We start from the raw sequence: 20,984 nt of genomic DNA, 5'->3' as shown, positions 1-20,984 counted from the left end.
GAGATGTGAAAAATATGGATAAAATAATGTGGGGTCAAATAAAGTGTAAACAATGGGAAAAGCTGATCTTAACCAAAAATGGATGAAGTCGAATAATCCTGATCACGCAGGCAATATTATTTAGTTAGTCTAGGTTTGAAATAAAAATTAATCAAATTTATGTTAATAACAACATTGATAAATGAACAAAAGAAAAGAACATGTTTTGAAATAAGAATGATCAAAACATGCTTGGTTAATTTCTTTATATTACATTTGCGGGGGTTCCAAACCAAATTTTGTCCATTCCTCTTTTGCTGGACCATAAATACCTGGAACACTTAACCCTGCTTGTCTCATAAGAACAGTCATTTGTCCTCGATGGTGATTTTGATGTTGAATTAAAAACATCAAAAGTGAACCATTCGGCAATTGTTGCCCAATAAAGTTGATACGTTCTTGGAGTGTATAGTCAGTCCATTGGGTTTTTAATGCCTCTACAAATGCATTACTGGCTTGATGATAACTGTCTGCTATAAACTGCGCCGAAGTAGGAACAGGATAATCTTCAGCTGGGGCATGAAACGTTAAGTCTGTGTTTGAGGTAATGATGCGAATGGCAGCAACAGTATGCCAAGCAATACGGCCTAAAGTCCAATTTTCTGAAGTTATTTCCTGTTTAAGTGATTCATCAGTTAGACTATTTAGTATTTTCTGTGTTGCATCGGCTTCGAACTCCCAAGATTTTAAAAAATGATTTAAGGTTTGAAACACAAAATTCCTCCTTATAATATTTTGTTTTCTTTCTATTAACCTATAGTTCAATTATAGTGCCACGTTTAGTTAAACAGAACAAAATTTTAGGCAAGAATGATCCAATGAAAATAGGCATCGAGACATTCTTAAATAAACGTCAAGACTGTATTTCAAATTTACATTTAAAATACATGAAATCAAAATCAAAATCAAAATCAAACTAAATGACAATGAAGCCGAATGTTGAATTGCAGAATGGATTCTTTTTTTGCAAGGATTCTGAAATTAGAGACGATTCAGGAGAAAGAACATAACAAAGTAAAGAAGCCAGCTGCAGTTTTTGATTCAAGTTGCATTGTTTTATTAAAAATTCAATACAAGATTACTTTGAAAATATACAGAACCAATATTGAGCGGCAGGTTAAATGATATTGAGATGATATGTGTTTTATAGCGTTGCTAAAAAGATCAAAAAGAGATTGATAAAGTGTTTCGGTATCTGTAACTAAAATGGAAGCTGTATGAAAAGAGTGTTTGTCAATAAGCTGAAGAACAAAGGAGCTGAGGGAACATGAAGTTCTTTAAATTTCACGTGATCAAAAATAAAGAAGGAGATTACCTCACATGTAATGAATTATTATAGTAGGAAAGAGAAAAATTTTACAACAAAGGGAGGAATGAGTTAATAATGAAGAGTTTTATTAAAGGTGCTGTTCTAACTGCTGTTCTAGGTATTGGTGCTACTTTATTTGCAGGGGATGTATCTGCACACGGGTATATAAAAGAACCTGCTAGTCGAGCGTACATGGGATCATTAGAAAAACAAATAATTGGTTGGACTGCAGCTACTCAAAAATATGGTTCCGTAGTTGATAATCCTCAATCGGTAGAAGGACCAAAAGGGTTTCCATCAGCGGGTCCACCAGATGGGAAAATTGCATCAGCAAATGGAGGATCGGGTCAAATTGATTTTGGGTTAGACAGGCAGACTGCAGATCATTGGGTAAAACAAAACATACGTGGGGGTCTAAACACCTTTACTTGGCACTATACTGCTCCTCACGCAACAACAAAGTGGCACTATTATATAACCAAGAAAGATTGGAATCCAAACAAACCTTTAACAAGAGATGAGTTTGAATTAATTGGTACTGTTGATCACGATGGTTCAAGGGCCGATACGAATCTATCTCATAAGATTTATGTACCAACTGATCGCAGTGGTTATCATGTCATTCTAGGGGTGTGGGATGTTGCGGACACCTCTAATGCCTTTTATAACGTAATTGATGTAAACCTCACACGATGATGTTGAACCTCCATCCAACAAATCTTAATGCCTCAAAAGTAACGGCAAATACTATTGAATTAATGTGGTCAGATCCAGTTGATAGTGGACAAGAATATGAGGTTTACAGAGATAATGAGAAAATTTGCCAATGCATCTAGTACAGTGTATACCGATACGGTTTTAATAGCTAACAATAGATATAGCTATACGGGAAAAGCGATTAGTGTATCAGGTAAGCCATTACTAGTTAGTAAAGTGTTGACTGTAACAACGACTGAAGATGTAACGGAACCGAGAGAATACAAAGTGTTTGAGTATGGAAGTTCCAGAATCAAATGGGATGCTGTGAAGCTTTTAAGGAGTTATTCTATTACAGATCGGTTAGATGTTGGTGCATCTGCCGATATTTTTTTACCTTAATAGAAGTGTACTCGAAAAGTCTATTTAAAAACCCTAATGATTATAAAGAGTTTTTGTTACAACATAATGGGATGGAAATGTTTGACGGTATTGAATTACTTTGCACAGAAGGAATTATTGATTACAATGAAGTCCAAAATTTCCCCGAGGGATACGTCTTAATTGGATATCATTATGATGGGAGATATGTCATTGACACAAACAGATCAAGAAAAGGATTAGATTATATGTTATATCTAGATTCAATTGATAATATTGAAGATGCAGTTAACTTAGATTCCAATTTTGAGATATGGTTTGACATGTTAGTGTCTTTTAACGGGACGAAATATTGGGAATCGAGTTCGAAGCATCCAATCAGTTAAGGTCAGGGCTTGTCAGTCGTGAGATTGTTGTCCCACTGTGAAAGTTTTAAGGTCGGTTGCTAGTACTTTTGCGGTGCTTGTATCACGAATATCCCCAGGAACTGCAGATTTAGATCCGTCTCGAATCGATTTGCCTTGGTTACATGATCCCAATCTGCTTCAGTGACTTTTCGAAACCTTTAGGGCCGCCAAGTTGTTGCAACAATATGTTCCCAGCAGTATTATCGCTGTAACGAATAGCAGCTGCCTGTATCCACGTGTTTTTCTGTGATTGGAGAATATGTAACAAGATCGTCTTTGTCAATTAAGTTTTTCTTCAGGGCAGCAGCTGCGGCTAGAACTTTATAGGTTGATGCTTAAGCAAACCGTTCATTTGGCCGATAGGCGATAGCCTTGTTTATACCTGTGTCAATTACAACGCCAAGCATAGCATCAAATCATTTCTCAAGCTGAACAAATTTTATAGTAGTTATACGGCTTGGCATTTTTGTTTCTCCTATAGCTTTTGCTTCAGCATGCGTTGATCCGTAAGAGGGTTTAAAACCAGTAAGGCTTAAACATAAAGTCCAATACATATTTCAAAATAAGAGTAAAATCGATATATTTCCAATGAAATGTTCCCCATGACTGTTAGTTTAACAAAACCCTTTTCATTCATCTTGTTTTCTGTTTTTTTATAAGTTAAGAAGGCATTGAGGGTAGAAGGGGGAACAAAATAGAAAAACACCTATTTTAAAGGTTAGCCTTATGTGAAATGTTACATCATTGATCATAGGGCAAGCGTAGCAGATTTTTATAATTGCATATATTTCCACCATAGGGCATTATTTAAAAGGATGGCACGAAAGTCATCTACATGGGCTTGATCAACTGTGATGGGAGTGTAATAGATGCAAACGAAAAAAGTTTATCTCTATGTATTTCATACAATGTCAGACTGGGAATATGGCTATTTAATTGCTGAACTAAACTCAGGGAGATACTTTAAAAAAGATGTAGCGCCTCTAAAAGTAGTTACAGTAGGGGCTCATAAAGAAATGATAAAGACGATGGGAGGGCTGAGCATAAAACCAGATATTATCCTTGATAAGTGTACGTTTGAGAGTGAAGATCTTCTGATTTTACCCGGAGGGAATACTTGGGGAGAAGATATTCATCAACCGATCTTAAAAAAAGTTGGCGAAGCTTTACAACTTGGCACGATTGTTGCTGCCATTTGTGGTGCAACCGAGGGCCTCGCGAATTATGGATACTTAGACTCTAGAAAGCATACAAGCAATGATTTATCGTATTTGAAAATGGTCTGTCCTCATTATAAAGGAGAAGCATTTTATGAGATGGGACCTGCAGTATCTGATGAGAATTTGGTCACCGCATCAGGAATAGCTCCCCTGGAATTTGCGATGGAAGTACTGAAAAAATTAGATGTATTTGCACCAGAAACATTGCATTCATGGTATGAGTTAAATAAGACCCAAAAACCAGAACACTTCTTCGAGTTAATGAATACAATAGATTGATAGAATCAGTACCAATGCTCCAGAAATGATGGGGCATTTTTTTATGATGGAAGAAAGCGATACAATGGAAGCAGGGTGATTCAAATATTTGAAACAATAACAGCATCTGGAACGTATTGTAATAAGAAAGCTAATGATCGACTGCTCAATTTGCTTTCTTGTTTGATGCTGTTCATGCTGTGAAAGGGGGATGAAAATGCAATTTCATCAAATCCAAAACGGAAAACAAAACAATCATCTTAAATGGCTGGCGGCTGTTTTTTTCAGCTGGGGAACGTTCGTTTTTGCGCTGTTTTTTGCAACTTTTGTCGGTTCAATGGCACGCCAGGCAGGAGCTTCCAAGCTCTTGCAGCAAGGTATCCAAGCAGGCTTAGTGACACTAGTTACTGTCCCGTTGCTCTACATTATTCTTAAACGGTTTTCTAGTAGACCATTCTGCTCTCTCGGACTGTCTGGGTGGCGGCAAGCCATTCCGAAAGCCATTATGGGAGCAATGTATGTGATTATTCTTTCTGGATCTGGATTTGCTATCGCTCATTTATTAGGGTGGATCAACATTACACGATTTCACTTCTCTGGTCATTTGGTTACAGTATTGCTCTTAAATATGATAATCGCTTTCTTTTATGAAGCTTTTCCAGAGGAATTAACTTTTCGAGGTGCGGTGTACTACGCTCTAAACAGGCGGTTTAACTGTTTTATAGCTTTATTCCTGCAGCCGATCCTATTTGTGCTTGCACCTATAACTGTAGGTGGTTTGCAATATATAGCAGGAATTGAATCACCAGCTATCACATTAGATTACATCATTTTATTGTTATCTTTTGGATTCATCCTTCAACTTTTGCGTATTGTAACAGGAAGTTTATGGACATCTATCGCCTTTCATCTAGCTTTTCTCGAAAATTCTCGGTTTTTCGTCCTGCAGGGGGAGGAACGCTTTATAACCTACGAAGAAATTATGCCGGGTACAGGAGCACTGTTTGTCATCTTTTGTATGTTGCTTTTTGTCGGTACTCTGCTATTAATACCAGCAGTAATAGCTCGCTGTTGGCGTAAGAATAAGAGAAACGGCGAAGGTGTTTAATAGAAACAAAAATACAGTTTATACACAATAGGATATAAATGTTTACTGTGAAAATGTTAACCTTTATTAATGAGAATATGGATATGTAAAATGAGTTTTCCATTCTATTCTTATTTCTTGCTCATTCGTTGTTAATATTATTCGTCTAATTTTAGAGCGCAAGTGTTTGGACGGCAAGTGTCGAGGTAAACAGTAAGGAGTAAAAATGTCTATTTTAACAATTGTTGAGATCATCTTAGTGTTAACTGTATTAGGTTTATTCGCATGGACTTTCAAAAGAATGCTGGGTACACGATGCATCTGCTTGCAGCTGAAGTTTTTGAGTATAAAACAACATTCCCAATTTAAAACAACTTCACAATATCATAAAGCTAAACAGAACGGAGGGATCGTCATGAAAATCTTAAATTTTTTAAATACATCATTTTTTCTTTGAAATACATGCAACAATTATCACTAATGGGAAGTTTCAAACGGATTATGTCTTTGATAATAACGTTTCCGAAAAATGGAAACAAATAAAACCGGTTTTAATTTTAAATATTGGAGGAGTAAACTAGGGCATACTCAACTATTTTAAGAAAAAATTAAAAGCGAGCAAAGTATTACATAAAGAGCATTGTAGCTGCCTTCATTATTGATTCAGGGGCTCTATATTTCTGCGGAATTAGAACATTCTAAGTTAAATCATGTATTTAACTACGTTCACAACAAGTATAATGGCCGCTGATCCGAACAAAAAATACGCAGAACTCGTTTGTTTTTTTAAAAGTGCCTCCACCCCCATTAAAACAAAGAGAAGTGCAACTAGTACTTGGAGAGAGGTTAAGAGGAAAACACTTTGATTATATAATGAATACACGCACAGTATTAAAGCTACACATGAAATGAAAAATTTTGAAGCTTTAAGCAAAGAACCACTCCTTGCAAAGTTTTTATTAAAAGCTTAACACGTTATGCACTGTCCTTGGAGAGACTAAGGAATCAAGATAAAAGAAGTATTTTAAAAAATGTAAAACAAAAAGACCATGAATTTAAAAATGTTGTTTTTAATCCCGAATCGCCGGCGCTCACGCAAGAGTTCACCTTATTTGACTAACTACCTTCATGGCGCTTAGAAGATGATAATAGCAGGAAGTGAGCTTAAACCGAAGTGTAATGTACAAGTGAAGTAAGAAAGGGAAAATCAAATGTGGCCATTAAAAAGGTGTTGAATTGTATTGTATAGAAAGAGATGGTGAACTGAAAAGTATTGTGCTGAAGGATTTGTTGAAAAGAAAAGGATTTAAAAAAGGGGTGACAAGTCATAAAAAAACTAGTTGTAATTTCCAGTATTCTGGGAATCCTGTTATCGGCCATGGGACAATTTTTTGGAATTTTAACCGATTTCTTCATACCAGGTGTTGCTCGGTTTATAGGTATCTTAGCGGGAATTCTTGTGTTACTTAGTCTAAAGTCGAGAAGTACAGAAGTGCAGTCGTTTATCGTCGGCTCGAGTACTGCGTTAGGAATAATGGGTGCGGGAATGTTATATTTTCCAGCTGCGATTATCAATGTCTTGATTGGCTTCAAGTTAAACAAGAAGGTAAAAGAAGAAAAAACGAATGAGCAGGGTTAGAGAGTAGAAATGAAATCATCATATGAAGAGTGAGGTTTATATGGATTTAAAATTTTACAGGCTTTTTAGAACAAATGAAGTCGAGTTTTTTCAGGTACTACAAAAAAAAACTTCAAACATTTACGGTTATATCTTAATTGTTGATTCAAAAAGAAAAGAAAAGCTGTGTGATAATCCAGTTTTAATTGGTATAGAGGATGAAAATGAATACGAGGGTTCCTCCAACTTTCTTCAGGTCATTGCATTCACTGAAGAAAGATATCTTGATGACTTTACAGCTGATACCTTTTCTTTTATAGATGGCCTGTTAAACATGAAACCAGATTGTCACTTCTTTATTAAAGAACACGTATATAAAACCAATTCTGAGTTGCTGGACTTTGATTTTCCTTTTGATATGACACCTATTGTGGACTTCATTAAACCATATGCACTAGAGATAAACAAAGACATCAAGCTTAACAATATTAGCAACAGTGATTTCAATTACCTTTCACAAAAAAAATGAAGTTGAAAGATGATAATTGATTTTTATTAATTCAGAATTGCTTGGCTTTACTTTGAAGGGGGTCGAGTAAGATGGATAAGAAAAAGGATGAAATACAAAGAACATATAGGGAACAAATGAGGGAGAAGACTGAACAAGAAAAGGAAGATAGCAGTTCACATACTTTTGAGATTGTTATTGTACTAGCCATCATTATCTTGATGTTTTTCTTTAATTCAGTATTTAAGGCTTTTTAGATAAAAAAATCCTTTTTCGCTAGCTGGAAAAATTCAAGGTGGGAAAATTGTTCATACATAAGCAATTATTATTTGAATTCTGCCGAAGTATAAGCACTATGCAATTGTATTACAAAAAGCAACCCGGTTTTACAAGTAAAGCTGCCTGCAAGTGGCTTGCTCACCAACCTAAACGCCAGCCATTAAAGCTAATGTCTCACATGCAGACATTAGCTTTTTTCATTGTTTAATAGACTGCAGTCAGGATTCTAGAAGACGCACTCATAACAGCCGTCTCCTATCATACGAGGTCAACAAAAATCACACTTTCTGTCGTGATAATTTAAATGTGTTCATAAAAATGCCGCAGCATATCAGCAGTGCGCCGATGATGATGTACATGGTGATCTGTTCGTGCAATTGCAACCATCCAAAGAATAGAGCCAAAACTGGGACGAACATTAATGCCATGGATGCTTTTGACGCTTCGATTTGATTGAGCACCCAAAACCATACGACAAATGTAAAGCCTGTAGAAAGCAAACCATTAAACAGCAATGACCAAACCGCCTGATATGACCACTCGGCTGAATGGACCGGCTCCAATATAAAGGAAAACATCAACAACATGACGGCTCCCATCAGTAGATGCCAGGCATTCATATGAATGATATCGATATGCTTGAATTGAAGCTTGCTAAACACATTCGCAATTCCCCAGCTAAGCGCTGCCGCAAGGACGCACAGTTCTCCAAATAAAGCACTTTGATCGACATTTAGCATTTCTTTTCCAAAAATGAATAAAAGTCCGGAGAAGCCGCTTATCAGCCCGATCGTTTTATATACATTCATTTTCTCGTTTAATGTAAAATGGCTGATCACCGTAACAAATATAGGCATCGTATACACCAAAACAGAGGTTTTCCCTGAATCGACAAACTGCATTCCATACGTTAAGATCCCCATATAGCCCAGGCCCATCAGCAGGCTCATGACGATATAGCTTTTGACATATTGTTTTCCAATTGAAAGTTTTTTTCTTTGAATGAAGAGAATGAGAAATAAAGGAACCGCCCCGATGAACAGACGTAATGCTGAAAATAAAAGCGGGGGAATGTCATGAATTCCTACTTTCATCGCAACCCAAGTATAGCCCCAAATAAGTGTGACAGATATGATTCCCAGCATGACTTTTACCATTAATAAGCCGCCTTTCTTGTTTAAATATCGTGCTGGTTTCTATCATATGTTACATTTGTATATAACTGAAATACATTTTTATTATTGGGGGTATAACCAAATAGTTATGAATATGAACCATCTTCACATATTTATAAAAGTCGGGGAGAAATTGAACATTACAGAAGCGGCAAAAGAATTGTTCATCTCTCAGCCGGCGGTAAGCAAAGCGATAAAAAACCTCGAAAACTCGCTCCAGCTCAAATTATTGATCAGGGATAAACATCATGGTTTAATGCTGACTGACGTCGGAAAGGAAATTTTGCTGCTGGCGAGGCAAATGAAGGGGATTGAAAGCAAAATATATCAAGTAGCCAACAGGGAAAACAAGCTGTTAAGCGGGAAGGTGAAAATCGGTTCATTTCCTGCTGTTTCAACAAATATCATGCCGCAGGCGATTGCGGCATTCAGATCAAACTACCCGCTGATCCGCATAGAATTGGTCGAGGGGACCTCTGATCAAATCAAAGGGTGGGTCGAGGATCGGACGGTTGATATTGGGATCGCGGCATCTCCATTTGACCCGTTTGACTATCAACTATTACGTAACGACTATATGGTGGCGGTCATCCCTCCGCAAGATGATGAATTAAAACAGGAAAAGCATGTCGACCTCAACACATATCAAGATGACCTTATTTTTTGCAAAGGCGGTCATGAAATTGCAATGTCAAATACGTTTCAGCAGCACCATATTGAATTAAAGGAAAACTTGACTGTGCAAAATGCCGAAACCTTGATCAATATGGTCAAAAATAACTTGGGCATAGGCATTATTTCAAACTTTACACTTTCATCTGTTCCGCATCAATTGATCAAAAAAGACATCATTCCCCGGATTACCCGTGATATTGGCGTCATCGCGCACTCATTTGATGAAATAACGCCGGCGGCGCATGAGTTTATCAAGATATTGAAAACAGTCGTCATCTGAATCCGCAGACGTAATAAGGTGATTCTAGTCTAGAAGAGGAGCATAAAAACTCTTAGTTTAAGACGTTTTATAAAAAGTGTTCGAAGACTTTATTGATGTTCTTAAAGGATGGCCAAAGACGATTTCTCCACAATTATTCTATGATCTAACCCTAGAGGAAAATGAATACTCATCGGTAGAGTTTAAAAAAAGAAAAAAGCAACAATTCGAACGTTGCTTTTTCATTTTATTTGGTACTTTATACGCTAGGAGAACTTCAACCTAAAAAAGGTTCATCAATCTCTGTCTTTGTGGGATTCTGTTCCTTAACTTGTTTTAACGTCGCTACGATAAGAAAGCTAACAATCACTAACAAAAGCCATGAACTCACCTTTCCTAGGTGAACAAGACTCCATGCCTCGGTTTGGTTTGGATATGTCCAAGCCCCAAAAAACGTTGCGATATTTTCCGCTATCCATATAAAAAATCCAATGAGCACAAAAGAAAGTGCAAGCGGCATACGGTAATGAGTTCCATTCACCTCGTATATGACCCATGTTTTCCAAAAGACAATGATGACAAGTCCAGATAACCACCAGCGTATGTCAATTGAATAATGGTGGGTAAAAAAATTCAAATAAATCGCAGCGGCAAGCGGGACAACTGCAAAAAACGGCGGCCACTTCACCAGTTCAACCTTAAGCCTTCTCCACGCCTGGCAAAGATAACTGGCCACACTTGCGTACATAAAGCCGCTATACAAAGGCACCCCGAACATTTTGGAATATCCTTCTTCTGGATAAGACCAGGAGCCCATATGGACTTTGAAAAGTTCAAGAACAAGCCCAATAAGGTGGAACAAGGTGATTACTTTTAATTCATCTCGTGTTTCAAGCCCGGAACGCACCATCAGCCCCTGCATGAAAACGCAAATGATGAGCAGCCAATCATACCGCGGCAAGAAGGGAAGAGGGATGATTTGTGTGATAGCCAAAGAGGCAAAAATAACGACAGGAAACAAACACGAAAGGGCCTGTTCCCAGCCAAAATGAAAGAGTTGTTTTAACGCTCTCATGATATGTGCCTCCAAACTTTTTTTCTGATTATATGTAAGGCACGCATAGATGGATATAGCGTTACGTCCATAGTGTCACCGTGTCCTCTTTATGAATCTTGTGTATCTTCATCACTTCGGTATTCCAAAATATCTCCAGGCTGGCATTCTAAAGCCTTACAAATCGCTTCTAAAGTTGATAATCGAATGGCCTTTGCTTTTCCGTTTTTCAATATCGAAAGATTAGCCATCGTGATGCCGACTCTCTCCGAAAGCTCTGTTACGCTCATTTTCCTTTTAGCAAGCATCACATCAATATTGATAATAATTGCCATGTTCATCACCTCAGACCGTTAAGTCATTTTCTGATTTTATATCAATCGCTTCTTTTAACAGTTTTTGAAGAACAGCAGCAAAGACTGCAATCACCATTGAAGCAAAAATAATGACCAATCCGATGACTATGATACCCGGGGCGTCGTCTATCTCGGCCATCAGATAAAAGATCGGCATGCCTGCTGCATACAAGATACTGATTGTGACCGCACAGTATTTTATATTCTTTAAAGATCTTACAGAAATGTTTGAGAAAGCTTTGTTCTTGTCAATATAGCTTAAAAGTTTGAACGCTTGATAAAGAGCAAAGTAAAAAGGAATCGCCGTTACATACAAATAGATGAAAACGAGATATTTGATATAAGCGATATTTGGAACTAATTCCGCTGCATAATTGGCTATCTTCGGCACCGCAAAAATGCACAAAGCAAGAATCGGAAGTCCGATAAGAATTACGGCAATCTTTAAAAAGAGTGTTGAGACTCGATTCATAAAAAGCACCTCACTGATTTGTTGTCATTTTGAATTTAACACGATATTTATCGTTTTACAATAAAAAAATATTAAGTTAGATTATTTTATTGTTGTTATTACATCTTTATCATTTTAGTCTATTTTTAACTTGGCAGCGAATTGAACCAGAGAACAATTAAAGTTATAGCTCACTTATGTGGTTTTTCTATTACTCAAAAATAAGCGAATCAACATCTAAATATTCAAACAAGCGATAGGAGAAATACATCAAAGAATAAGCTGATGCCCATACTAATGGTCGGGAGGTAAACCGACTTATGATACAAATTTGGATCACTGGCCTTTTATTATTGGCTCAACCGAGCGAGCCGCCTGACAGCTTAACAGTCACACAGCAAGGGCGGACGATAGCTACTGTTACCCGTGAAAACTTTACAATGCCTCTTCCTGGTACTCCAATGATTGACCATGAAAAATACCGTAAATTGATCGAACAGCTGGATCAGGAAATTTACCGGGAGCCGGCTAATGCTGTGCTTAACGAACAGGGAAGCATTGTCCCTGGCAGGGTTGGTTACAGACTTTATCAACAGGCGTTTAAGGAAAAGTTTTATGCCTATTTCTATGGCCATGGCCCCTCCAAGGTAGAAGTGCCGGAATTGAACATATATCCGAAAGTTGACAGCGAGCTGCTTGCTCACATCAGTACACATCAGCTCGGTCAGTACGTAACGTATTTTAATTCGAACAATAAAAGCCGTTCACACAATATTTCTCTTTCTGCAAAAGCGATTGACAATCATGTTGTTTTCCCTAATGAGACGTTTTCGTTTAATCAAGTTGTTGGGATGAGAACTCAAGACAAAGGATACAAGAGTGCGCCCATTATCGTTAAAGGTGAGTTGTCTGAAGGTGTAGGCGGAGGAATTTGCCAGGTATCTTCAACACTATTTAATGCAGTCGATCGTGCGGGGATGCGAATCGTTCAGCGCTATTCTCATTCAAGAAGCGTACCATATGTTCCGTCCGGACGTGATGCGACAGTAAGCTGGGGAGGTCCAGACTTTCTCTTTAAAAACCAATATAACCAGCCAATATTAATTCGGGCAAAACGGTATGGAGGGAGTATGATTGTTACGTTGTACTCTTCTGATATGATCAATAACAAACTGAGAAAAGTCCCTAAAGCGCCATCTCAAATACCGAAAGAAATAAATGCCGAGCGGCAATAGGATACTATTATTGGACAAGCGAATGGAGGGATAAATGAAGTGAAGAAGGTATTATTTTTCTTATATGTAATATTATTTGCGTTTACTTTTGTTCAATCAAATGCGCACGCTCTTACTTTTACGGTGTTGCCGATTACACAAAAAACGGAACAGTGGTCAGTAGAAGTAAGTGAAGCAAAAAATGCAAAGGAATTTGCGGCACCTAAGAAAGGGAAATATAATGTTTATTCCTTGGAAGTCAACAATATTGGGAAAGAAGCAGCTACGGTGGATGTGCAATTGTATAGAAATGATCCTGATTCAATCACAAGGTTTTCACTTTTTGGATGCCCCGATGAAAATTGTGTAAAACAAATAGATGATGCTAAAACGTTAGCTGAAAGTTTAAACGATGGATCGCCGTTGAGGTTCAAGCATTTTATGCTGGCAGATAAAGCCTCTGAATTAGAAATTGTTATAATCTGGACGCAAAAAGGGCAAGAAGGACGCAATTTAAAACAGACCTTTAAATTCACTGAAGATGGCGTTAATTAGGCGTTAAAGCATCTTATTATAAAATTTGTCAGTCATTGAAATAGAATATTCATATTTCTTTTCTTATATAGATGAGATGAATCAGCATTAAGCATACTGCGGAGAAAGGAAAGGAAAGGGAAGAGGGAGAGTAAAACTGATAAGATGGGAAGGTTTTGATGATTAAATCCATTACTTTGCCAGAGGAAAAAACGAAAATATCAGTTGGAAAACCAATCAAAGATGAGTCAAACATCAAAGTTACTGCAATTTTTGACTATAGAGAAGAACCAGAGGAGGCTTTTTGGATACACTTATCTGATGGAAGTGAAATGTTTGTTGGCGATCACAAAGTCTTTATTGAATACGAATAGAAAAGTATTGAAATGAACAAGCAGTTGAATCACTTCCTGCGCATTTTAGCTTGACATTGTAAAGATAAAGACTGTTACACCTTTGAAAAACCAAAAAAGCACCTCAGTTAATCATGAAAGCCGTTAATTTCAAAATTCTCTATGTCAAGATTTAGGTTTTTCAGTTGTTTCAACAGAACTTCAAATTTTAAACAACCACCATTTTTTAAATCTTCTGGAATATCTTCAGGATGAGCAATTTTCATCCCGGACTCAATCCATTGTTTGCGATACAATTGAAATGCAGCCTCAATTAAATGATCCGGAGTGACAATAAAGCCTAATCTTACATCATGGTCCTCACTGTAGCCAAACTCAAAATCGCAACATGGACAAATGTCAAACGTTTTTTGATACTCGCCTTTATACAAAGGACTTTGACTTAATCCTTTATATCCGCAAATTAAACATGAATATAATTTTTCTCTCAAATTAGTCCCTCTTTTATCTGTTGGAAATTAATGGTAATACCTTGCTATTTTGTGGTTCTGCTGATAAGAATTCATTGATCTAATTATATACTAATAGGCACTTATCATTGAATCATAAGGATAAAATAAGTATAAAAATTATTCAACAAGCTATTGTTAGCGAACTTAATGTTGCCTTAAGGTGTAGGAAGCTTGGAGTAATGGAAAAATACTAAGCCCACTCTCATGAGGCGGGCTATATAGAATGCTCTTCTCCTTAACCTCCGACCGGCCTTTCAGCAACTTGGATGCTAGATGCTAGATGGTGAATCTGTACTCAATTGCGTTAAAGCTGCTCCACTTAAAATCACAGTTTAAAATAGACACGCAAAGCACTATTTTTTTCATAAGATTCCCTCACCTGATTCATTTTCTGTTCAGCCCAAAAGCTTGCAGCCTCTTCAAAAGCACCTATTGTTTCAAAACTTTTTGCGGCTAAGTAAGCTAATTCATCAACACTTTCACTCGCAGTATTCGAAAATATCTCATAAAGATACTATCATAATCTTAGGGATTAATGTAATAATTTTGAAGGTTATTGACTTAATGAAACAAAACATGCATTTAAAGCATGTTATAAGTTTTAACTTTCCTTTAATTGAAGTTTAAAAAGTTTAGAGCAACCCTCTGTTGGCTCACTTGCTCTTTTTAATTATCTGTAACATTTTGATCGCATTTTCTACTAAAAGAATGAGGGAAGTGAGGAAAAACATGAGAAAAAAGAACAATAAAAAATGGCTATTGCTGATGACTGTATTTTTGGTGATCTGCATCGTATCAATCTTTGTAATAATGTCAGAAAACAAAGTAAAATATGAGGGCAGCGGAAAAAGCGGAATATGGGTTTCTAACCTTGAAAAATCAGATAAGACTTCAATTGGTCCTAATTACTTTTTGAATTTGTACTGGCAGGGAAGTAAGAAGGACGAAAAAAGAACTGTTGTTGAAAAAATCACTTTATACATAGATGGTAAAAAATATGATGACAGAGAAGATTATGATTTATCAGAGTATAAAGGTGAAGAAATGCCAGATGGAGGTTATATGGAAGACCACATCGCTACCTTTGATTTTATGCCTGAAGAGGAAGTAATAGGACACGATCTAGTAGTTAAAGTGGAGTGGAAGACCGGGGAGAAAAAACAAACAGAAGAAATGAAATTACATAAGAAATCATGGTATTAAAGATAGCCGACTTGATGAAGACGAGCAGCAATTCTCAATGTTCCAATCCTTGAATCACTTTGGAAGTGGCTTGTTTACCGAAAGACGTGGTTCAATTCAATCTTTTATATATTCAATAGCTGTTCAAATACATAAAATGAGAATAGCTGTTTAAGGAGGGGGAAAATGAAATCATTAACTTTTTCTATCCAGTTTGACTGCTGTTGGAATCTCAATCTTTGGCCAATGGATAGGAGTTCTTGATGATTCTTATGCTGTTGGCAATGCTTGGTTTGCAGGTGTTTTAGCTGGATTAATTACACTTCTTATTAAGTGATGACAAAAAGTTACATCATAATTGTAAGTACAATATTAGGCACTCTGGGAGTAGGGTTTTTATATCTCCCAGCTGCAATCATCAACATTTTTATAAGTATTAAACTGGACAAGAATAAGAAAGAAGAAGACCTGAATTGAAGATAGAGATTCCTTGATTTAATTCTTAGGAGGGGAAATGTATGAATTTACCCACATGGGCTTATATCATAATGACAATTTTAGGTGCTGCCGGCGTCATTAGTATAATGTGGTTCGGTTATTTTTCTGACAAATCTGAAAAATAATTAAGGAGTTTACTTAACACAATCAACTAGCAGTAAATGTTAAGTCGGGACTTTTGTTATTCGGGCTACTAACTTAAATGAAGGAAAAGCTAAAGAAGCATTAGTTCGACGGCTTAATGAAAATGCCACGATGCTGACAACTGCCACAGAGAACAGAAGTGTTTTTCTGAGAAGTGTTAAAACGAAATAAGTTTTATTCAACACCTCTGACCTAGGATATGAAGGGGTGTTTTTTGATCCTATAAAATGTACTAACTAATCTATGTACTAAATTTTCATTATAATAAAAATACATTGGCACTAAGTGATGAAACTCCTTCACAAAATCCTATTATAGAAGCTTACACTACATCATTCTGTGCTTCAAGAAGCTCAAGTGAATGATTTTTAGGTGAGTTTACTAATGATGAAAATTGGGCTGGATACATGAAAATAAAAACCAAAATTGTTCTTCAGGCTGCTTTGAAGGTAAAGAATGATGAATAATCGTATCGATTCTGTAAATTTGATTGAATGGGGATTTCACCATTGTATAATGACTTGGCAGTTTGGGTTTTACATAACTAATGCGATAAGGAGGAAAGTGAAATGAAGAAAATTGCGTTTGCTGTTTTGATGTCATTTCTCGTTTTTATCAGCTTAGTTCCAACAGTTGATGCTGCTGTCATTGATCATGACAAAGTAGTAGGTTTCGATGAAGTTGCCCCAACTACTATTTCTCAAAAAGCCGAAAAAAAGTTCCAGCCGTATTTGAAGGTTTATAGCGGCTGTGTACCCTCTCCGACAGTAGATGCACAAGGCAATACAAGTGGCGGGTTACAGCCGACTGGAGCGCCTGAAGGAGATTGCAGCAAACATACCGGACAAGTTTATTCACGTTCAACTTGGTACAATGGCGTGTGGGCAATCATGTATTCTTGGTATTTTCCAAAGGATGAGGCTTCTCCGAGGTTGGGGCATAGACATGACTGGGAAGGAATTGTAGTTTGGGTCGACAATCCGTCTAATCAAAATCCAAAAGTTTTATCTATCGCATACTCCGGGCACGGAAAATTCACGAATGTTCAGCCAAATGAAAGAAATATGAAGGATACACATCCGTTAATTGCATACGACAGCACATGGCCCTTAAACCATGAATTGCATATTAGTGATTAAGTAGGGGGCACTCAGCCATTAATTGGGTGGGAAAACTTAACGCCGGCAGCGAGGAATGCTTTGAATACAACGGATTTCGGTAAAGCAAATGTCCCTTTTAATGATCCTAATTTCATGAATCATTTAGAAAAGGCATGGTTTAGATAAATTCATAATGTATCATGCTGGATTAGTCAGTAGATTAATACGGCATTTTCATAACAAAATGCAGGAATAGATTATAAAGACTTATTGTTAAAGCTTATATTGGTGAAAATTGTGGGGATGGGAAAGTTAAAGATTTATACGGTTATCAGTTGATGAGTTGTACGAATTCTAATAAAAGATTGAATGTAAAGGCCGGTTTAAAACTTGGCCTTTTTGTAATGAGTTGGAGTCTCAAGAATACAATGAACAAGCAAATAAGAAAGCGTCTCTGGTATGGACAACCGGAACCAAATCAGAAAGCAATGTGGGTTAGAAATTATAACAGCAATTTCTACATATAGAAACTGTTTTTTTGTATCAGCCTTTTAAATGATGCGGAGAGTTATTGATTTGTTAAAATAAAGATATAGTCATGTTAACTTATTGCGAAAGGGGAATGTTTATGTCCAAGACAGCGATAGTTACAGGTTCAGCAGGCGGATTAGGGAGAGGCATCGCAGAAAGACTATGTAAAGATGGTTTTCGTGTAGTGCTGCATGATATCAATGGAGCACTGCTGAATGAAACGGTTTCAGATTTCAAAGAGAAACACTTTCATGTGATTGGGGTTAGAGGGGATGTATCGAAGCGTGAAGACCAATTCAATTTGGTTAAAGAAGCAGCAGATCAGTTTGGCCGCTTAGATGTTTTTGTAAACAATGCGGGTATTGAAGCTGTTTCTCCATTTTTGGAAATCACAGAAGAACAACTGAATAGATTGTTTCAGGTTAACGTGAATGGAGTTGTCTTTGGCACTCAAGCAGCCGCTGATCAGTTCATGAAACAAAAAACAAAGGGGAAAATCATTAACGCATGCAGTATAGCTGGTCACGAGTCATTTGAAATGCTGGGCACATATTCAGCGACGAAGCATGCGGTGAAGTCTTTTACACATACAGCTGCTAAAGAGCTGGCAAAGTATAAAATAACGGTGAATGCTTATTGCCCCGGAGTCGCAAAAACAAAAATGTGGGACAGAATTGATGAAGAAATGGTAAAACACAGTGATGACCTGCAGCCAGGGGAAGCTTTTGAAAAATTTTCTTCGGAAATAGCCCTGAAAAGATATCAAACCCCCGAGGATGTTGCTAATCTAGTGTCATTCTTAGCTTCAGATGCCTCTGATTACATTACCGGTCAAGCCATATTAACTGATGGCGGTCTAGTTTATAGATGATAAAAAACTAAATGATATGTAAATAGAAAACCGATTTTGAAACTTAGTATGATCCGATTCGATTTATTCTTTTTACTTGCGATAAACTGGTATAATAAGAAAATTGATTGAGAAGTGATTGTGAAAAAGACAATACACTTTTTGATAAGAATGGTTTGACCGGCTCTGGGCTTGATTGAAGTGCAACAAGATCGGCCTATAAGTAAAAAAGAGGCTCGGCGTTTTTTTCGCAGGCCTCTTTTGTGTCAGTAGCCAAATACCAGTGTTGTGCTCTGTGATCCGGCATATTTCGTGACAAATTCTTTTGTATACTGCGGCGTTTGGACACGGTAGCTATAGTTAGATCCGGGATTCCAGGAAGTAAGCGGAGAGGTTTGCTTGTTTAAAGACGGGTAGCTGCCTGTATCCTTGAAATAGCCAGTGCCCTTGTCATCGAGGATTCCGCCTTTTTCACTGCCTTTCCCAAAGTAGTTATATTCGGAATATATTTTTGCTTTTGTGGCAATGGTAATCGCTTGGTTAAAGTTGTTGCTGTAATTGTTTTTAACATGAAAGTATCCGTATCTCATGAGGCCCGGGCCTCTTACATACAAATTCTCAAAATAATTATTGGCGATTGTCATGTGGGGATAGCCGTCATATTGATGCTGTGAATCGTCAGGGTATCCCAAAATCAAACCGTATTTATGATTCGCGAATTTTGAGTTGCTGATTGTGATATAATCTGCTGATTTTCCGATATACAGGAGCTTGTCCAAATCACTTCCGCTTGCGCTATAGCTGTGGCCCGAAAATGTGACGTGGTCAATCCAATAGTTGATGCCGGAATCTAAATAAAGCTGGATATCATTATTTCCGTTAATCTGCGGACTGTGTTCAAACGTCAGATTTTGAAAAATGACGTTTCCAGAAGCAGATGAAGTTGTTAAATAAATATTTTTCAGCGTTTTTTTCGCGTAAGAGCCTACGAGTGTTTTATTTGAGCCAATGGTGACTGTTGTTTTCGAAGATGCGGAAAGATCATTCTGAAGAACTAAAATTTTCGGAGTTGATCCTCCTAGATGGTTTTTTAAATCATTAACGTTTTGAATGTAAACAATCTGGCCGTTTTTTCCGCCCGTTGTGCTCGCTTTAGAAATGCCTTTTTCATTTTTAGCATTTCCGGCAAATCCTAAAAGGCCATTCGTTGAGGTGTTTGGAAAATCGACAGCTCCAAACGCTTTTCCAGGCAAGAGAACCAAAAACAAACTAAACACGGCGAACCATAAACAAAATCGTTTCAGCATAATTTGCCCCTTTCAATTAATAAATTTCCTTGCGGAGATTATTATTACAGTTAATGGAATGGAATAATAGGTTCTATCTTCCTAATTAAAGCCGGGTTATTTCAAAATAAACAGATTTCGTTAAAAGACATACTATTAATTGAAATAGAAGAAGGGATTGATACATCGTTGACTGCAGCAGCTTATCGAAACACCTTGCTTTCACTTTTATGTTTAACAGCTGGAATCGTGGATGTAATCGGATATTTAAGTCTGGGGCATGTGTTTACAGCGAATATGACTGGAAATATTGTATTGTTGGGGTTAGCGATCGGCAAATCCCTTGAGGTCACAGTTTTTAATTCTTTGACCGCGCTAATCGGATTTATATGTGGCGTGATTATTTCAACACTGATGGTCGGAAAGGCAGAAAATACCCTGTGGCCTACTGCGGTGACAAAAGCGCTTGCGCTTGAAGCATTCATTTTGTTTGTCTTTGCTTGTCTTTCTTTTTATTCGGCTTTTGTTCCTGTATACATCCTTATTATTCTCATGAGCATATCGATGGGGATTCAAACAATAGCAGCTAAAAAGCTGGGGATCGCAGGTATTTCTTCAACTGTGTTGACGGGAACACTGGCTTCTCTTTTAGAGGATTTGTCCGGCCGTTTGTTTTTTAAGAAGCAGAAGAAGACATTTTTAAGAGATGCTGTGTTAAGAGCGCTGGCTATTATCTTATATTGTGTGGGGGCTATTATTGTGGCTTTCGCTGAGCCTGATTTTTATGACATCATTATTTGGGTTCCGATCGTGCTGATATTTGGCATCATGATGACAGCTAAGTTGAAACTGAGCGGGGAAAAATAACTTTTCCTCATACTGTTATCGGGCCAAAAACGCGTTTCATGTCCTTTTTTGCTATGCGAATTTTGCTCAGTAAATAAAATAAGAAATTCGGCTGATGTGCATACTCATTCATTCGTATTGGTTTTTTCATAAAACGCTTCC

General features: G+C 37.2%; 21 protein-coding genes and 7 pseudogenes. 17 read left to right on the top strand and 11 right to left on the bottom strand.

Going from position 1 to position 20,984, the window contains the following annotated elements; genetic code table 11:
* Window positions 1–249 precede the first annotated feature (249 nt).
* Window positions 250–753, bottom strand: a complete 504-nt coding sequence (locus tag V6D44_RS10800; protein WP_253268373.1) for a DinB family protein — start codon at window positions 751–753, stop codon at window positions 250–252.
* A gap of 670 nt (window positions 754–1,423) precedes the next feature.
* Here V6D44_RS10800 and V6D44_RS10795 point away from each other — a divergent pair.
* The 3 genes and pseudogenes from V6D44_RS10795 to V6D44_RS10785 form a co-directional block, all read left to right on the top strand.
* Window positions 1,424–2,044, top strand: a complete 621-nt coding sequence (locus V6D44_RS10795; protein ID WP_087993967.1) for a lytic polysaccharide monooxygenase auxiliary activity family 9 protein — start codon at window positions 1,424–1,426, stop codon at window positions 2,042–2,044.
* A 114-nt stretch (window positions 2,045–2,158) separates the two neighbouring features.
* Window positions 2,159–2,446, top strand: coding sequence for a hypothetical protein (locus tag V6D44_RS10790; protein WP_253268372.1), 288 nt, complete (start codon window positions 2,159–2,161; stop codon window positions 2,444–2,446).
* Between the two features lie 32 nt (window positions 2,447–2,478).
* Window positions 2,479–2,811 (top strand): annotated as a pseudogene (locus tag V6D44_RS10785) (SMI1/KNR4 family protein); the annotation flags it as partial.
* On the opposite strand, the pseudogene V6D44_RS10780 reads toward V6D44_RS10785, so the two are convergent.
* Window positions 2,797–3,436 (bottom strand): annotated as a pseudogene (locus V6D44_RS10780) (serine hydrolase); the annotation flags it as partial. The pseudogenes V6D44_RS10785 and V6D44_RS10780 overlap by 15 nt on opposite strands.
* A gap of 265 nt (window positions 3,437–3,701) precedes the next feature.
* On the opposite strand from V6D44_RS10780, the gene V6D44_RS10775 reads away from it, so the two are divergent.
* Together V6D44_RS10775 and V6D44_RS10770 are read left to right on the top strand one after the other, a co-directional pair.
* On the top strand, window positions 3,702–4,331 hold the full coding sequence (locus tag V6D44_RS10775; RefSeq protein ID WP_202327516.1) for a type 1 glutamine amidotransferase family protein: 630 nt from the start codon (window positions 3,702–3,704) through the stop codon (window positions 4,329–4,331).
* A 196-nt stretch (window positions 4,332–4,527) separates the two neighbouring features.
* Window positions 4,528–5,418, top strand: a complete 891-nt coding sequence (locus V6D44_RS10770; RefSeq protein ID WP_087993964.1) for a CPBP family intramembrane glutamic endopeptidase — start codon at window positions 4,528–4,530, stop codon at window positions 5,416–5,418.
* Between the two features lie 682 nt (window positions 5,419–6,100).
* On the opposite strand, the gene V6D44_RS10765 is transcribed toward V6D44_RS10770, so the two are convergent.
* Complete coding sequence (locus tag V6D44_RS10765; protein ID WP_087993962.1) at window positions 6,101–6,331, bottom strand: hypothetical protein; 231 nt, start codon at window positions 6,329–6,331, stop codon at window positions 6,101–6,103.
* A 525-nt stretch (window positions 6,332–6,856) separates the two neighbouring features.
* On the opposite strand from V6D44_RS10765, the gene V6D44_RS10760 reads away from it, so the two are divergent.
* The 3 genes from V6D44_RS10760 to V6D44_RS10750 all read left to right on the top strand — a co-directional run bounded on the left by V6D44_RS10760 (window position 6,857) and on the right by V6D44_RS10750 (window position 7,780).
* Entirely contained in the window at window positions 6,857–7,036 is a 180-nt protein-coding gene (locus V6D44_RS10760) for a permease (protein ID WP_242519854.1), read from the top strand.
* A gap of 40 nt (window positions 7,037–7,076) precedes the next feature.
* Window positions 7,077–7,544, top strand: a complete 468-nt coding sequence (locus V6D44_RS10755) for a hypothetical protein (protein ID WP_202327518.1) — start codon at window positions 7,077–7,079, stop codon at window positions 7,542–7,544.
* 71 nt (window positions 7,545–7,615) lie between these two features.
* Window positions 7,616–7,780 (top strand): hypothetical protein, encoded by a 165-nt coding sequence (locus tag V6D44_RS10750; protein ID WP_087993944.1) that lies wholly within the window; start codon window positions 7,616–7,618, stop codon window positions 7,778–7,780.
* Window positions 7,781–8,080: 300 nt separating this feature from the next.
* Here V6D44_RS10750 and V6D44_RS10745 read toward each other — a convergent pair whose 3' ends face one another.
* The gene (locus V6D44_RS10745) at window positions 8,081–8,959 is read right to left on the bottom strand and encodes a DMT family transporter (RefSeq protein WP_087993943.1); all 879 of its coding nucleotides are present in this window, start codon (window positions 8,957–8,959) and stop codon (window positions 8,081–8,083) included.
* A gap of 100 nt (window positions 8,960–9,059) precedes the next feature.
* Here V6D44_RS10745 and V6D44_RS10740 point away from each other — a divergent pair, with 100 nt between their 5' ends.
* Complete coding sequence (locus V6D44_RS10740; RefSeq protein WP_087993945.1) at window positions 9,060–9,932, top strand: LysR family transcriptional regulator; 873 nt, start codon at window positions 9,060–9,062, stop codon at window positions 9,930–9,932.
* A 256-nt stretch (window positions 9,933–10,188) separates the two neighbouring features.
* On the opposite strand, the gene V6D44_RS10735 is transcribed toward V6D44_RS10740, so the two are convergent.
* The 3 genes from V6D44_RS10735 to V6D44_RS10725 form a co-directional block, all read right to left on the bottom strand.
* Window positions 10,189–10,986, bottom strand: coding sequence for a DUF817 domain-containing protein (locus V6D44_RS10735; protein ID WP_087993942.1), 798 nt, complete (start codon window positions 10,984–10,986; stop codon window positions 10,189–10,191).
* Between the two features lie 89 nt (window positions 10,987–11,075).
* On the bottom strand, window positions 11,076–11,300 hold the full coding sequence (locus V6D44_RS10730; RefSeq protein ID WP_003220412.1) for a helix-turn-helix domain-containing protein: 225 nt from the start codon (window positions 11,298–11,300) through the stop codon (window positions 11,076–11,078).
* Between the two features lie 10 nt (window positions 11,301–11,310).
* A complete protein-coding gene (locus tag V6D44_RS10725) occupies window positions 11,311–11,793 on the bottom strand; it encodes a DUF2975 domain-containing protein (protein WP_087993941.1) in 483 nt (160 codons plus the stop codon).
* A 299-nt stretch (window positions 11,794–12,092) separates the two neighbouring features.
* Between V6D44_RS10725 and V6D44_RS10720 the strand changes: the two genes are divergently transcribed.
* The 3 genes and pseudogenes from V6D44_RS10720 to V6D44_RS21105 form a co-directional block, all read left to right on the top strand.
* Window positions 12,093–13,007 (top strand): VanW family protein, encoded by a 915-nt coding sequence (locus V6D44_RS10720; RefSeq protein ID WP_087993940.1) that lies wholly within the window; start codon window positions 12,093–12,095, stop codon window positions 13,005–13,007.
* Window positions 13,008–13,046: 39 nt separating this feature from the next.
* Window positions 13,047–13,541 (top strand): hypothetical protein, encoded by a 495-nt coding sequence (locus tag V6D44_RS10715; RefSeq protein WP_202327529.1) that lies wholly within the window; start codon window positions 13,047–13,049, stop codon window positions 13,539–13,541.
* A gap of 158 nt (window positions 13,542–13,699) precedes the next feature.
* Window positions 13,700–13,895, top strand: a pseudogene (locus tag V6D44_RS21105) (hypothetical protein); the annotation flags it as partial.
* Between the two features lie 106 nt (window positions 13,896–14,001).
* Here V6D44_RS21105 and V6D44_RS10705 read toward each other — a convergent pair.
* From V6D44_RS10705 to V6D44_RS10695, 3 genes and pseudogenes are all read right to left on the bottom strand, one after another.
* Window positions 14,002–14,364, bottom strand: coding sequence for a hypothetical protein (locus V6D44_RS10705; RefSeq protein ID WP_087993938.1), 363 nt, complete (start codon window positions 14,362–14,364; stop codon window positions 14,002–14,004).
* A 256-nt stretch (window positions 14,365–14,620) separates the two neighbouring features.
* Window positions 14,621–14,751, bottom strand: a pseudogene (locus V6D44_RS10700) (PhrK family phosphatase-inhibitory pheromone).
* Window positions 14,752–14,761: 10 nt separating this feature from the next.
* A pseudogene (locus V6D44_RS10695) lies at window positions 14,762–14,866 on the bottom strand (aspartate phosphatase); the annotation flags it as partial.
* A 248-nt stretch (window positions 14,867–15,114) separates the two neighbouring features.
* Between V6D44_RS10695 and V6D44_RS10690 the strand changes: the two are divergent.
* From V6D44_RS10690 to V6D44_RS10675, 4 genes and pseudogenes are all read left to right on the top strand, one after another.
* Window positions 15,115–15,588, top strand: coding sequence for a DUF4944 domain-containing protein (locus V6D44_RS10690; RefSeq protein WP_087993936.1), 474 nt, complete (start codon window positions 15,115–15,117; stop codon window positions 15,586–15,588).
* A 193-nt stretch (window positions 15,589–15,781) separates the two neighbouring features.
* Window positions 15,782–16,044 (top strand): annotated as a pseudogene (locus V6D44_RS10685) (hypothetical protein).
* Between the two features lie 734 nt (window positions 16,045–16,778).
* Window positions 16,779–17,495, top strand: a pseudogene (locus V6D44_RS10680) (NPP1 family protein).
* A 442-nt stretch (window positions 17,496–17,937) separates the two neighbouring features.
* Window positions 17,938–18,711: an acetoin reductase gene (locus tag V6D44_RS10675; protein ID WP_087991885.1), complete on the top strand. Its 774-nt coding sequence runs from the start codon at window positions 17,938–17,940 to the stop codon at window positions 18,709–18,711.
* A gap of 245 nt (window positions 18,712–18,956) precedes the next feature.
* Here V6D44_RS10675 and V6D44_RS10670 read toward each other — a convergent pair whose 3' ends face one another.
* Window positions 18,957–19,994: a polysaccharide lyase family 1 protein gene (locus tag V6D44_RS10670; RefSeq protein ID WP_087991916.1), complete on the bottom strand. Its 1,038-nt coding sequence runs from the start codon at window positions 19,992–19,994 to the stop codon at window positions 18,957–18,959.
* Window positions 19,995–20,165: 171 nt separating this feature from the next.
* On the opposite strand from V6D44_RS10670, the gene V6D44_RS10665 reads away from it, so the two are divergent.
* Complete coding sequence (locus tag V6D44_RS10665) at window positions 20,166–20,843, top strand: YoaK family protein (protein WP_087991886.1); 678 nt, start codon at window positions 20,166–20,168, stop codon at window positions 20,841–20,843.
* Window positions 20,844–20,984: the final 141 nt, after the last annotated feature.

The organism is Bacillus sp. 0209A (genome assembly GCF_036765095.1).
Taxonomy (GTDB): Bacteria; Bacillota; Bacilli; order Bacillales; family Bacillaceae; genus Bacillus; species Bacillus subtilis_G.
This window is presented reverse-complemented; position numbering and strand designations above follow the sequence as displayed.

Coding starts and splice junctions, on each gene's coding strand:
- V6D44_RS10795 (WP_087993967.1), top strand. CDS start 1,424: ATGAAGAGTTTTATTAAAGGTGCTGTTCTAACTGCTGTTCTAGGTATT.
- V6D44_RS10730 (WP_003220412.1), bottom strand. CDS start 11,300: ATGGCAATTATTATCAATATTGATGTGATGCTTGCTAAAAGGAAAATG.
- V6D44_RS10745 (WP_087993943.1), bottom strand. CDS start 8,959: ATGGTAAAAGTCATGCTGGGAATCATATCTGTCACACTTATTTGGGGC.
- V6D44_RS10725 (WP_087993941.1), bottom strand. CDS start 11,793: ATGAATCGAGTCTCAACACTCTTTTTAAAGATTGCCGTAATTCTTATC.
- V6D44_RS10690 (WP_087993936.1), top strand. CDS start 15,115: ATGAGAAAAAAGAACAATAAAAAATGGCTATTGCTGATGACTGTATTT.
- V6D44_RS10775 (WP_202327516.1), top strand. CDS start 3,702: ATGCAAACGAAAAAAGTTTATCTCTATGTATTTCATACAATGTCAGAC.
- V6D44_RS10750 (WP_087993944.1), top strand. CDS start 7,616: ATGGATAAGAAAAAGGATGAAATACAAAGAACATATAGGGAACAAATG.
- V6D44_RS10675 (WP_087991885.1), top strand. CDS start 17,938: ATGTCCAAGACAGCGATAGTTACAGGTTCAGCAGGCGGATTAGGGAGA.
- V6D44_RS10790 (WP_253268372.1), top strand. CDS start 2,159: ATGAGAAAATTTGCCAATGCATCTAGTACAGTGTATACCGATACGGTT.
- V6D44_RS10720 (WP_087993940.1), top strand. CDS start 12,093: ATGATACAAATTTGGATCACTGGCCTTTTATTATTGGCTCAACCGAGC.
- V6D44_RS10755 (WP_202327518.1), top strand. CDS start 7,077: ATGGATTTAAAATTTTACAGGCTTTTTAGAACAAATGAAGTCGAGTTT.
- V6D44_RS10735 (WP_087993942.1), bottom strand. CDS start 10,986: ATGAGAGCGTTAAAACAACTCTTTCATTTTGGCTGGGAACAGGCCCTT.
- V6D44_RS10770 (WP_087993964.1), top strand. CDS start 4,528: ATGCAATTTCATCAAATCCAAAACGGAAAACAAAACAATCATCTTAAA.